Source organism: Acinetobacter sp. YH16032, from assembly GCF_013417345.1.
Classification (GTDB): domain Bacteria; phylum Pseudomonadota; class Gammaproteobacteria; order Pseudomonadales; family Moraxellaceae; genus Acinetobacter.
Window position 1 is genome coordinate 423,437 of the sequence record NZ_VPEE01000001.1, and the last position, 13,428, is coordinate 436,864.

Below are 13,428 nucleotides of genomic sequence, written 5' to 3' on the forward strand. Positions count from 1 at the left end.
TTTAAGTTTTCATTCATTTTTCTTATGTACATTCTTTCAATATCAAGGTTTCGATCATGAAAATATGATGGAGAATTACAACTCTTCACTTGATTGTGATAAATATCACGTTTTAAATTCAGATAGAAAAGATGAGAGCCTGCTTAAATGAGATCGGCTAAATTTGTGACATTCTTAGCATGTATGTTCATGTTCCAAAGCCTTTGGAATGTGGCGGCAGCTTTTTGTGTTCATGAAAGCGACTCAACATCGACACAAAGTTTTCACTTTGGTCATCATCAACCTGTACTTTGCCAAGCCGATCTTTCAAATCAAAGTCCGAAGTCCCAAACTGAAAAAGACTTAGTGCTTGGCGATGATCAAAGCGTGACGCTAGAAGAAAAAGCGCAAATCGATGTTTTGGATCATCAAGATCATCTGCCGTCGATGTCTCAGTTTATTCTTGCTGTAAACGAGAATTTGCCTTCATCACAACACATCGAAAAGATTTACCAAAATCACTTTCTTTGGATTAATGCTTATCAATCGCCTCATTTAGGTAAAATCCCTCCGCCTCCTGAATTAACCCCGCTATTGGTGGGGTAGCCTAAAAATTTCCCACCACTTATTTTTAAATTAGTGGGAAATTCACATGTCTTTTAAATTAAAACATTCCATTCGATTATGGCTGGTTTTAGGTTCGCTTAGTTTGGGTGCAAATGCTCAAGCGATGACAGTCAATTCGCTTGAACAAGCTCTCGTTCAAGTGTCTCGATATCAACAATCAGAACAGATTTGGCAGCAACGACAACAAATGTCAGAACTTGCAGTCAAGCAAAGTGGACTTTGGCAAAACCCGACCATCAATCTGTCTCGAGATGGTTTTGGTTCGAGTCAAGATCAAGAATTGAGCCTTGGTATTAGTCAGCCGATCGATATTTTTGGTCAAAGACGGATTCAAAAAAATATAGCGCGTTTGGCTGGGCAACAAAATGAATTGCAAGAAAAGTTGTGGGAAGCACAAAGCCAATTAATCGTGAAGTATGCTTGGTCACAGTTTTTAATTTCGCAATCTGAAGCACAAATTCAAAGGTCTCAACTGCAAGTCAGTCGTGAAACTTTAGACAGCGCTAAAAAACGATATCAGGCAGGAAGTATAGCCTTGGTTGAGTATGAACGAGCGCAGATTGAAGCGGCAGAAAATGAACGCAATTATCAGCAAGCCATTTTAAATAAAGAAATTGCAAAACGTAATCTTTCTAATCTCTGGGGAGAAACTGAAGCAGAGGTGAAGGTTGATTCAAATCGGATTTATTGGCCTGACCAAGTTGAACAGAATGTTCAAAATTATATTTCTGCAGGTTATTTAGAAAAGCTTTATGCACTCAATGTTGTACAGGCTAATCAACGAATTGAGCAACTTAAAGTAAAAGCAAAACCAAATCCAAATTTGAATGTAGGGATGACGCGAACAAAAGCGCCCAATGAGACAAACGATACTAATTTATCTGTGGGTGTAGATATCCCGTTCAATATTTTTAATCGTCAGCAATACCAAATTCCGCTTGCCCAACGTCAGCAATCTCTACTTGAGCGTCAACAACAAAGAGAACTCAAACAACAAATTTTAGAGATTGCAAACTCATTTCATCAGGTGCGAGGCTTAAAACTACAGTATGACGCTGTACTGAGACAAAAAGGCTTGTCTGAAAAAGTACAGACGCGCTCTTTGCTCGGTTTTAAAAATGGAAAACTTTCAATCACTGAGGTGCAACAAGCAACGACACAATTACAAAATATTCGGCTCAGTCAAATTCAGCTCTTAAGAGAGGCATGGCAAACCGCACTTGCTGCTGAGGCATTAAGTATTGGTACCAGTTATGAACAAATTAGTCGTTCGGATGCCTATACCCAATTACTCAAAGAGGCTGTGTCACAGTCAGAAAATTTCATCAATATAGGGGCAGAATAAAATGAGATCTATACAACAAGGTAAAATAAACCAAGCATTCCTCATCGCCCTCATTATTGGGGTGACGGTAGTTATCGGGATTTGGATTTTTTTCAAAGATAATAACAAAACAGCAATTGTTGAGAGTGAAGAGCAAGCTGAAACGTCGAATGGCGCAGAAGCTGATCATGCAGAAGAAGGTGAGATTGAACTCACATCTAAACAGCTAGTCGAACATAGTATAAAAATAGAATCAGCTCAATTAGGTGCAATTCCGCGATACACAAACTTGCCTGCAAAATTGATGGTAAATACAGATCAACAAGCGCATATTTCCCCTAATTTTGCTGGTCATGTTGAACAAGTGAATGTAGCACTGGGACAAGAAGTAGGTAAAGGTCAAGTACTTGCAGTATTAAGTGTCCCAGAGCTCATTGACCAACAAGCGAATTTGAGAATGGCGCAATCCAATTTAGATTTGGCACGCCAAGATTTGCAACGTGAACAACGGATGTGGTCGCAGGGGATCTCCGCAAAACAGGATTTGCAACGTGCTGAAAATGCATATCGTCAAGCACAAATCACAGTGCAAAGTGCTAATGCACGTTTACAAGCTTTGGGAGCTTCAGCAGGTTCGAATGGTCGTTTTACCATTCGTTCGCCAATCTCGGGCGTGATCAGCCAAAAAGACATTGTGGTGGGTGAAAATGTGCAACTTGCAGATCAGATTTTCATCATCGAACAATTAAAAGATTTATGGCTCGAATTTGTGTTACCTGCAGATGCGAGTAATCAAATTCGTGCACAACAAAATATTCAATTCAAATCTTTACAATCAGGTCAGACGTATACAGCAGTTGTGCAATCGTTAACGTCGCAAGCAGATGCGCAGACTGGTCGCTTGATTGTTCGCGCTAAAGTTCAAGGAAAGGCAAGTGAGTTAAGACCAAATTTGATGGTAAATGTTGAACTTCAAATTCCCGATGCATCGAATGTATTACGCGTTGCAAAAAATGCAGTGCAACAAATCGAAGGTAAATCAGCAGTATTTATTGTTACAGAACAAAAAAATGGAAAACTCCACTTTAAAGCACAACCCATTGAAGTAGGTGAAATGTCTTCAGATGGTCAATGGGCAGAAATTAAGTCTGGTCTTCAAACGGGGCAAAAATATGTCAATCAAGGCAGCTTCTTACTGAAATCGGAGTTAGAAAAAGGAGAAGCTGACCATGGGCACTAATCATGACATGCCGAAGGCTGAAGGGCTATTTGAGCGAATTATTCAGTTTTCAATTCAACATGCGATTTGGATCATGCTGTTTGCCTGTGCTTGGATTGCTGTTGGAGTTTATAGTTATCAAAAATTGCCAATTGATGCAGTTCCAGACATTACCAATACACAGGTTCAAATTAATACCCAAGCCAATGGATTTACTGCGCTCGAAGTTGAGCAACGCATTACGTATCCAATTGAAAATGCCATGGCGGGGATACCAGATCTTGAATTAACCCGTTCGATCTCTAGGTATGGTTTATCTCAGGTCACCATTGTCTTCAAAGATGGCACAGATATTTACTGGGCACGTCAACAAATCAATCAGCGTGTGCAAGAGGTTCAATCCGAATTACCTGATGATATCGCACCTACCATGTCTCCAGTATCTACGGGACTGGGTGAAATTTATCAATGGGTATTAAAAGCAGACCGAAAGGCTAAAAAGCCTGATGGTGCTTCATACACAGCAATGGATTTACGCGAAATTCAAGATTGGATTGTGCGTCCACAATTGCAACGCGTAAAAGGCGTTGCAGAGGTGAATACTATTGGAGGATTCAATAAAACTTATGTTGTTTCACCAGACTTGAATCGTATGCAGCAATTACAAGTCAGTTTGACGCAACTTCAACAGGTCCTCACTGAGAACAATGAAAATCGTGGAGCAGGATTTATTGAAGATGGAGGTCAACAACTGACAGTACGAGTTCCTGGAACACTGAATACGATACAGGATATTGAAAATACAACGGTGGTTACCTTGAATGGAAATCCTGTCCGTGTTTCAGATATTGCTTCAGTGTCGATCGGACATGATCTTAGAACAGGTGGTGCGACCAATAATGGAGAAGAAACCGTACTCGGCATCGCCATGATGATGATGGGTGAAAACAGCCGTAGTGTTGCACAAGCTGTTAATCAAAAAATTCAAGAAATTCAAACCACACTGCCCGAAGGCGTAAAAATTGAAACTGTTTACGATCGTACCACCTTAGTCGAGAAAGCCATTAAGACAGTTCAAAAGAACTTAGTCGAAGGGGCGATTTTGGTGATTGTGATTTTATTCATTTTCTTGGGAAATATTAGAGCAGCTTTAATTACAGCATGCGTGATTCCACTTTCGATGTTATTTACATTATCAGGTATGGCACAGCAGAAAATTAGTGCCAACCTTATGAGTTTAGGTGCGCTAGATTTTGGAATTATTGTAGATGGGGCGGTGGTAATTGTCGAAAACTGTATTCGCCGATTAGCTCATGCCCAAGAACAGTTAAGACGACCTTTAACCCGTTCAGAGAGATTTAAAGAAGTATTCCTTGCTGCTCGTCAAGCGCGCCGTCCTTTAATTTTTGGTCAAACGATTATTTTAGTGGTGTACTTGCCCATATTTGCTTTAAGTGGTGTTGAAGCAAAAATGTTTCACCCTATGGCACTCACCGTAGTATTAGCTCTTATTGCTGCGATCATTTTATCCATTACTTTTGTTCCTGCTGCAGTGGCTTTATTTGTAAAAGGTGAAGTAAAAGAAACTGAAAGTAGATGGATGTTATGGTTAAAGAAAAAATATCTAAAAGCATTAGATATGACTTATTTATATCGAATGGTCATGTTAACGCTCGCAGTCAGTATTTTAGTTTTAACAGGGTTGTTGGCGACACGTTTAGGAAGTGAATTCGCACCGCAATTAAGCGAAGGTGATTTTGCAATTCAACAAATGCGTTCACCCAGTACCAGCTTAGAAGAATCGTTAAGAATGCAGGAAATGACTGAGAAACTTTTGCTTCAAAATTTTCCAGAAATTAAAAATGTTTTCGCACGAACTGGTACTGCTGAAGTGGCGACAGATGTGATGCCACCCAATATCTCAGATGGATTCATTATGTTGAAACCTCGTCAAGAGTGGCCGAATCCCAAAGAAAGCTTAGATGATTTAAGGTCACGTATTGAAACTTTTTTGGAGACTTTGCCTGGCAACAATAGTGAATTTTCTCAACCCATTGAATTGCGTTTTAATGAGCTCATTTCTGGAGTCCGCAGTGACATAGGTATAAAAATTTTTGGCGATGATATGCAGGTGTTAAACGATGAAGCTGCCAAAATTGCCAGGATTGTGCAAAAAATCAGTGGCAGTACCGCAGTCAAAGTAGAACAGACTTCAGGTTTACCTTTGTTAAATATAGATGTAAATCGTTCTTTAGCAGCGCAATATGGTCTTTCGGTTCGTGAAATACAAAATTTAGTCGCTTCAAGTATCGGTGGTCAACAAGTCGGTGAAATTCTACAAGGCGACCGCCGTTTTGATTTTGTTATTCGACTTACTGATCAAGATCGGACAGTCATGGGGATTGCACAATTACCCATACAACTCCCCAATGGTGGGACAGTAAGACTGGCAGATGTGGCTACAGTGTCAAATATTGATGGTATGAATCAGGTGAGTCGTGAAAATGGCAAGCGTAGGATTATTGTGACGGCAAATGTTGAAGGGCGAGATCTGGGTTCATTTGTCCAAGAGTTGCAATCTAGCCTCACGACATATGCATTACCGAGCGGCTATTGGATTGAGTATGGTGGACAGTTTGAGAATTTGGCATCTGCCAAAGCTAGAATGACTATCGTGATTCCATTGGCTTTGATTACGATTTTTATCCTGCTGATGGCTGTATTCAAAAATATCAGAGAAAGTTTATTGGTCTTCACGGGCGTACCCTTTGCTCTCACGGGTGGAGTCTTATTTTTATGGTTACGTGATATTCCTATCTCAATGTCTGCCGGTATTGGTTTTATCGCTTTATCAGGTGTCGCTGTTCTGAATGGACTGGTTATGTTGACCTTTATTAAGGAGCTAAGAAGTGAATACAGTTTAAAAGATGCTATTTGGCAAGGTGCAGTGTTGCGATTACGTCCTGTGCTGATGACTGCTTTTGTGGCGTCTTTAGGATTTGTTCCAATGGCCCTCGCTACGGGTACGGGTGCTGAAGTACAGCGACCGCTTGCGACAGTGGTTATCGGTGGAATAATTTCGTCCACAATACTGACGCTACTACTTTTACCTGTATTGTATAGGTGGATGAATCAAGCAAAAGCAGAACAATAAATTAAACAATAGCATTATGTATATGAATCAGATCCTCACTTTATTTTAAGTGAGGTTTCTGATGAGGAGTATAAAATGGGTAGTTCGCATAATCATGATCACAGTCATGTGGAAGTCAGTAAAGGCAACGCAAAGAAACTGACTTTTGCACTCGCTTTAACCACGACCTTTCTAATTGTTGAGGTCGTTGCAGCATTCATTACCCAAAGTTTAGCTTTATTGTCTGATGCTGCACATATGTTTACTGATGCTGCCGCTTTAGCCATCGCGTTGGTTGCAATTAAGATTGGTCAAAAACCTGCAGACAACAAGAGAACTTTTGGATATCAACGGTTTGAAATTTTGGCAGCTCTATTTAATGCGGTGATGTTATTTATCGTTGCAATTTATATTTTGATAGAAGCGATTCATCGATTAAGTAATCCTCCTGAAATTCAGAGTGTTGGAATGATGATAGTCGCCGTCATTGGCTTAATCATTAATTTAATTTCGATGAAGATTCTTTTTTCGAGTAGTAAAGATAGCCTCAATGTCAAAGGTGCATATCTAGAAGTATTAAGTGATGCACTTGGTTCTGTAGGTGTGATCATCGGTGCTGTGATTATTTATTTTACAGGCTGGGTACTTATTGACACGATTATCGCAGTCCTGATCGGATTTTGGGTCTTACCACGTGCTTGGATTCTCGCCAAGCAAAGTGTAAATATCCTACTTGAAGGTGTGCCTGATGAGATTGATATTGAAAAGCTCCGTACAGATTTATTATCGCTTGAAGGAGTTAAGGACATTCACCAATTAAAAGTTTGGGCGATCACATCCAAAAAAGTCATGCTCACAGTTCATTTGGTTGCACCGAATGTCGATCCTAAACGTTTACATCAACAAGCTTTTGAAATGTTAAGTCATGATCATCATATTACTGAAATGACCTTGCAGATAGAAGATGATGCATATCACCATGAACTAGAACATCAGCATTAAAAAAAGCCCCCGAAAGGGGCTTTTTTTAGATTTAGAGAATTTAAATGGATCTACACAGATTCAAGTGTTGCGGTTTGGGTTGTGGTGTGCAGCCCATTCGTTGATGACCTACGGTATTGAGCACCACGATGATCATCTGGAAGTAATGGTCCATGACCAAACAACTTTTCTCTAAGCGTCCCCTTGGTGTATTCTGTAGGATAAACACCGCGACGTTGTAACTCAGGAACGACGTATTCGACCACGTCTTCAAAAGATTGATGTGCCAAAATATAAGCCAAATTGAATCCATCAATGCCAGTTTCATCCACCCATTCTTGAAGACGATCGGCAACTGTGCTTGGTGAGCCGACAATCACGGGGCCGTTTCCACCTACACTGGTCCATTTTGCAATTTCTTCAATGGTCCAAACTTTATCTGGATCTGCTTCTACGTAAGATTGCAACATAGACTGAATGGCATTGGTATGAATATATTCAACCTGGTCTGTAGCTTTGAATTGTGAAAAATCTACACCAGACCACCCTGAAGCGAGTGTTAATCCACCATCATAACTTCCGTAAGATTGATACTCTGCAAATTTAGCCTGCGCTTTCTCATCAGTTTCATCGACCACAATCGCAAGCATCGTATAAATTAAAACTGCGTTTGGATCTTTACCTTCCTCAATAAGATTCTGACGAATTCCTTGTGCTAACTTTTTTACAGCAACTTTCGTTGGTGCAGATATAAATACGCACTCTGCATTTTGACTAGCAAATTTCTGTCCACGCTTTGATGCACCTGCTTGGTATAAAACAGGTGTGCGTTGCGGAGAAGGTTCACAGATATGAATACCTGGCACGCTAAAATATTTACCTTCATGTTGGATTGGATGAACTTTGGTATGATCCGCAAAAATACCAGCGGCTTTGTCGCGTCGTACCGCATCATTTTCCCAAGAACCCTCCCAAAGTTTATATAAAACTTCCAGATACTCGTCTGCAATATCATAACGATTGTCGTGACTTACTTGGGTTTTTAAACCTAAGTTTTTGGATCCGCTTTCTAGATATGAAGTCACAATATTCCAACCCGCGCGACCTTTGGTGAGATGATCCAACGTGCTCATACGTCGTGCGAAGGGATAAGGATGTTCGAATGAAATAGAGGTGGTTACGCCAAAGCCTAAATGTTGGGTGACTGCTGCCATTGCTGGAACAATTTGAATTGGATCATTCACAGGAACTTGAACAGCACCATTTAAAGCATGTTGAGCCGATTGATGATACACATCATAAATACCCAAAACATCTGCAAGAAAAATACCGTCAAAAATACCTTTTTCTAATATTTTTGCTAAATCAGTCCAATATTCCAAATCTTTATATTCCGTAGAGCGATCGAGCGGATGACGCCATAAGCCTGGGGACTGATGTGCAATGCAATTCATTTCAAAAGCATTAAATCGTATATGTTTAGTCATAATGAAAATATAAAATAATTAAATGTTTATATTCTGATTATATGAAATATCATACTTATTATTTAATGAGAAAAACTGCAATATTCATAATAAAAAAATAAATGATTTATTTTGTTTGAAATTAGATTAGTAAATAAAATAATCGTATAAAAAATTAAAATAATTAGTGCTAGTTTAATTTTATTCAATTTTTTTGAAGAGAATAAAATGACTGCACAAATAGATATAAGATTGCATGAGGCTGAAATTTCAAAAGAATTCTACCAAATTCATCAGCCAGCGCATGTGATTAAGACAGATGAAGAAGCGATTCAAATCGCACAACAGCTCGCTGAAGATTTTGCAAAGGAAGCCTCCATTCGTGATCATGAACGCCGTTTACCTTTGAGTGAAATTAACAAGTACTCTCAATCAGGGCTTTGGGCAATTAATATTCCAAAGCAATATGGCGGTGCAGGAGCGAGCTACAAGACTCTCGCTGAAGTTGTTAAAACCATTTCTAGCGCTGATCCATCACTAGGTCAAATCGCACAAAATCATTGGGTGTTTCTAGAGCATATCCGTTTAGATGCAACCGAAGAACAAAAACAATTCTTTTTTAAAGCAGTACTGGGTGGAGAGCGTTTGGGGAATGCTTTCTCAGAAAAAGGGTCTAAGACGGTTGCCGATCTCACCACAAAAATAGAATTTGATGCTTCTGGCAATGGGATTGTGAATGGACAAAAATTCTTTGCGACTGGAGCTTTACTGGCACACCGCATTCCAGTTGTTGCGATTGATGCTGAAGGAAAACCATTTGCTGCAATCGTGCCACAAGGGACAGAAGGTGTAAAAATTACCAATGATTGGAGTGGGTTTGGTCAGCGTACAACGGTCAGTGGATCAGTCGAATTAAACAACGTTAAAGTAGATGCAAAATATATCGTTCCAATTTATCAAGCTTTTGTAAGACCGACAGCAGCTGGAGCAATTTCTCAATTTATTCAAGCTGCTGTAGATGCTGGGATTGCACGTGGTGCGATTCAAGAAACGATTCATTACGTTCGTAACTTTGCACGTCCATGGATTGATTCAGGTTTAGATAAAGCAAGTTCAGATCCATATACCATTGCCAATATTGGTGAATTGAAAATTAAGCTGCGTGCTGCTGAAGCCGTTCTGGATTTGGCAGGATTAGCGATTGATTTAGCACTTGCTGAACCGACCGAAGATCATATTAATGAAGCAACATTGCTAGTGGCTGAAGCAAAAGTCTTAACGACTGACATTGCGATTTTAGCAGCGAATAAATTATTTGAGCTTTCTGGCACGCGTTCGACCTTATCAGAATTAAATTTAGATCGTTATTGGCGCAATGCCAGAACACACACTTTGCATGATCCCGTGCGTTGGAAATACAACATTGTAGGAAATTATTTTCTAAATGATGTCCCACCACCACGTCATCCATGGAGCTAAGGAGAAATTTATTATGACTATATTAAATCAGAATGAAGAACTTTCACTTGGTGCCAACTATGAAGAGGTTGCAGCAAAGTTTCGACCGATTTTTAAGCGGATTGCAGAAGGGGCCGTTCAACGAGAAACCGATCGTGATTTGCCTCATGAACAAATTAAATGGTTAAACGATGTAGGCTTTGGTGCATTACGTGTACCAAAAAAATATGGCGGTGCAGGTTTTACCCAACAGCAACTTTTCCAAATCTTAATCGAGTTGGCGACAGCGGATTCAAATATTGTGCAAGCTTTACGTGGACATTTTGCATTTGTCGAAGACCGTTTAGTGGCCCATAAAGATCAATCACAAGCGTTTTGGTTTAAGCGATTTGTAAATGGTGAAATCGCAGGAAACGCTTGGACAGAAGTCGGTAATGTTGAGATAGGCGACGTCATTACCCGAGTGAAACAAAATCAACAAGGCGAATATGAAGTTTCAGGAGAAAAGTTCTATTCTACAGGTACTATTTTTGCCGATTGGATTGATCTTTTTGCCTATGATGAGACCACTGATCAGCATGTGATTGCAGCGGTCTCAACTAAAGCTAATGGAATTAAAGTACATGATGATTGGGATGGATTTGGTCAAAAAACCACTGGAAGCGGGACGCTAAAAATCAACCAAGTGTCGATTGAACGAGATCATATTTACCCGTTTGATCAGCGTTTTAAATATCAAACAGCTTTTTATCAAGTTGTACATCTAGCAACACTGACCGGCATCGCATTTTCTGCGGTGGAGACCTTTAGTGAGGAAGTGCGTAAGCGTACTCGAATCTTTAGCCACGGGAATGCTGATCTTGTCCGTGATGATGCTCAGATTCTACAAGTGATTGGTAAGGCATCTTCCCAAGCATTTGCCAGTCAATCCATTACTTTAAAAACAGCTGCAGCACTGGATGATGCATATTTAAGTCACTTTAATGCTTCATCTGAAAAAGATCATGAGATTAACCAAATTGCGGAACTAGAATCTGCTCAAGGGCAGGTAGTCATTTCAGATCTTGTACTTGATTTAACAACTAAACTATTCAATAGTTTGGGTGCTTCAGCCAGCGCTTCATCGAAGCAGTTAGATCGTTTCTGGCGTAATGCAAGAGTTGTATCCTCACATAATCCGATTATTTATAAGGAGAAAGTGGTGGGTGCTTTTGTCGTGAATCAAACTGAATTGCCATTTGTATGGCAAATTGGTAATAGTCCTTTGGCGAAACACTTGAAAGCTCAAGTGGCTTAATTGATGTAATTTCGATGATGCTGCTAAGAAGGTCCTGTTAAGGACCTTTTTACTAGGTTCTTAAATAAGAGTCTAATAGCCTAAGCGATTTAGATAGATCACTTTAAAAAACACTAAAAAAGACACTAAAGAATAGTGTCTTAACGATTTAAAGCGAGCTTAAGAAGCCTTATCTGTTTGCAGAAGCCCTGATTCATCAACTTTACCGATACGCCATTGATAAGGGGGTAATGCACCATTTACGCTAAAGTCTCCGACAATTCGATCTTTATAAATTCTTGGGTTGTGAGATGCGAGCGTACGAATATTTCGCCAGAAACGATCTAAAGCTAAGTTTTTATCAGTGGCTGATGCTCCTAGAGCATCAAAAATGATGGTCGAAGCATTTAATGCAAGTGTAATGATAATGGTTTGAGATTGAGCAACCTCTAATTCTGCTATGGCATTTTGATCTGCTTCGAGTTGTTCATTATCATTCAACCCAGCTTCAAAAGCACGTTGTATCGCCTGTGTATTTTTTTCAATAATTGCTGCAGTGGTGTAGGCGACACCACGAATTTGACCCACCACTTGTAGGATTTGAGCATCATTACGGACGTAGGAAGCATTGGCATGTGTATAATTTCTTTCACGTTTATAAACCTCAGCTGATACTTCATAGCTTGCTGCTCTTGTAAGCCCTGAAATAATTGCCAATTGAATCAGTTGATAGAATGCTGCTGAATATTTAAAGCGCTGTTGGTCTCCGATGACATCTTGTTGATTCACAACAACATGATTGAACTTAGTAGTACCACTTGCTGTAAGAATTTGACCAAAACCATTCCAGTCATCCACAATCTCAACACCTTCGGCATGTCGAGGGATTAGAATGCTGGCTGATTCTCCATACAAATCAGTAATACCCACATCAATCCAGTCTGCATACAAGCTTCCTGTGGTATAAAATTTTTGTCCATTCAATATCGTGCGTCCCTCAGCATCTTTGGAAAGTCTCGTTTTAAATTCATGAATGGACTCATTTCCACCTTCAGACCATGCGCTTCCAATAATTTGACCTTGAGCTACTCTAGGAAGCCATATAGATTTAAACTGTGGGTCGCGGCTGAGCAGTAAATCTTCCACAAAGCCAAAATGTACGCGAAGTGCCTGAGGTAAATTTGCATCAGCTTCGGCAAGTTCGATTAATAGATTAAATAATTCTGGAATAGTTGCATCAAATCCCCCTTGCGAACTGGGTAAGCGAAGTTTCGTAAAACCGATGTCTTTTAACCATTGAATCTGTTCAAAAGCTAAAATTCGTTTTTTTTCGCGTTCTGATCGCGAAGCTTTGATTTTTTCAAATGTAGGTCTGAATAACGAGGCGAGGCTTTCATAACGTGAAGAAGGTCCTTGTCCCCATACAGCATTAATTTGTGTGGTCAGTGCGCTGGGGCGGTGTTGCAATGCAGTTTGAGGTTTTAAATCAATAATACTCATAATAATCAGTCTTTATTCAAAATTAAAATAAAATAATAGCGCTTATAAAATGTGTGGAAATTGATTTATTGTGATATGTAAATATAATATATTGGATTAAAGGAAATTTAGATATTATCTTAAATAAAGAAAATGATATTCAATAAAATGAATTGAGATATAATAATATTGTGATTGAAAAAAGGATTTAAATTAAATGATTAAAGATTTTAAATCGAATACTTATATTTGTGATGATCATGTCATAGATACGATTTATTGGTTGATGCACCACCAAGATAGTTATGATCGGTTTGAGTTTGATGCATTTAGTCAAAAAATAACGGTACACCATGCCAATGGAACAGATGAAATTAAGCCGGGACAGTATCTTAATGCCAGTTATGGCATATTGATCACATCATAAAAAACCGAAGCAAAGCTTCGCTTAATTAAAAACCGAAGCAAAGCTTCGGTTTTTAATTA

Annotated in this window: 10 protein-coding genes; 8 read left to right on the plus strand and 2 right to left on the minus strand. The window is 39.4% G+C overall.

Annotated features, from left to right (window positions below):
• The first annotated feature begins 147 nt into the window (after positions 1-147).
• The 5 genes from FTV32_RS02020 to FTV32_RS02040 all read left to right on the plus strand — a co-directional run bounded on the left by FTV32_RS02020 (position 148) and on the right by FTV32_RS02040 (position 7,284).
• On the plus strand, positions 148-585 hold the full coding sequence (locus FTV32_RS02020) for a cation efflux protein, CzcI-like (protein WP_180027746.1): 438 nt from the start codon (positions 148-150) through the stop codon (positions 583-585).
• A gap of 46 nt (positions 586-631) precedes the next feature.
• Entirely contained in the window at positions 632-1,951 is a 1,320-nt protein-coding gene (locus tag FTV32_RS02025; protein WP_180027747.1) for a TolC family protein, read from the plus strand.
• A gap of 1 nt (position 1,952) precedes the next feature.
• Positions 1,953-3,170 (plus strand): efflux RND transporter periplasmic adaptor subunit, encoded by a 1,218-nt coding sequence (locus FTV32_RS02030; RefSeq protein WP_180027748.1) that lies wholly within the window; start codon positions 1,953-1,955, stop codon positions 3,168-3,170.
• Positions 3,160-6,303: an efflux RND transporter permease subunit gene (locus FTV32_RS02035; protein ID WP_180027749.1), complete on the plus strand. Its 3,144-nt coding sequence runs from the start codon at positions 3,160-3,162 to the stop codon at positions 6,301-6,303. Before FTV32_RS02030 ends, FTV32_RS02035 begins: the two co-directional genes overlap by 11 nt.
• A gap of 75 nt (positions 6,304-6,378) precedes the next feature.
• Positions 6,379-7,284, plus strand: coding sequence for a cation diffusion facilitator family transporter (locus FTV32_RS02040; protein ID WP_179998159.1), 906 nt, complete (start codon positions 6,379-6,381; stop codon positions 7,282-7,284).
• Between the two features lie 50 nt (positions 7,285-7,334).
• On the opposite strand, the gene FTV32_RS02045 is transcribed toward FTV32_RS02040, so the two are convergent.
• Positions 7,335-8,750 carry an LLM class flavin-dependent oxidoreductase gene (locus FTV32_RS02045; protein ID WP_180027750.1) on the minus strand — a complete coding sequence of 472 codons (1,416 nt, stop codon included), beginning with the start codon at positions 8,748-8,750 and terminating at the stop codon, positions 7,335-7,337.
• Positions 8,751-8,957: 207 nt separating this feature from the next.
• On the opposite strand from FTV32_RS02045, the gene FTV32_RS02050 reads away from it, so the two are divergent.
• Together FTV32_RS02050 and FTV32_RS02055 are read left to right on the plus strand one after the other, a co-directional pair.
• Positions 8,958-10,208 (plus strand): SfnB family sulfur acquisition oxidoreductase, encoded by a 1,251-nt coding sequence (locus tag FTV32_RS02050; protein WP_180027751.1) that lies wholly within the window; start codon positions 8,958-8,960, stop codon positions 10,206-10,208.
• Positions 10,209-10,221: 13 nt separating this feature from the next.
• Positions 10,222-11,484 (plus strand): acyl-CoA dehydrogenase family protein, encoded by a 1,263-nt coding sequence (locus FTV32_RS02055; protein WP_180027752.1) that lies wholly within the window; start codon positions 10,222-10,224, stop codon positions 11,482-11,484.
• Positions 11,485-11,643: 159 nt separating this feature from the next.
• On the opposite strand, the gene FTV32_RS02060 is transcribed toward FTV32_RS02055, so the two are convergent.
• Entirely contained in the window at positions 11,644-12,963 is a 1,320-nt protein-coding gene (locus tag FTV32_RS02060; RefSeq protein WP_180027753.1) for a monooxygenase, read from the minus strand.
• Positions 12,964-13,159: 196 nt separating this feature from the next.
• On the opposite strand from FTV32_RS02060, the gene FTV32_RS02065 reads away from it, so the two are divergent.
• A complete protein-coding gene (locus FTV32_RS02065) occupies positions 13,160-13,369 on the plus strand; it encodes a hypothetical protein (RefSeq protein ID WP_092766405.1) in 210 nt (69 codons plus the stop codon).
• The last annotated feature ends 59 nt before the right edge of the window (positions 13,370-13,428 follow it).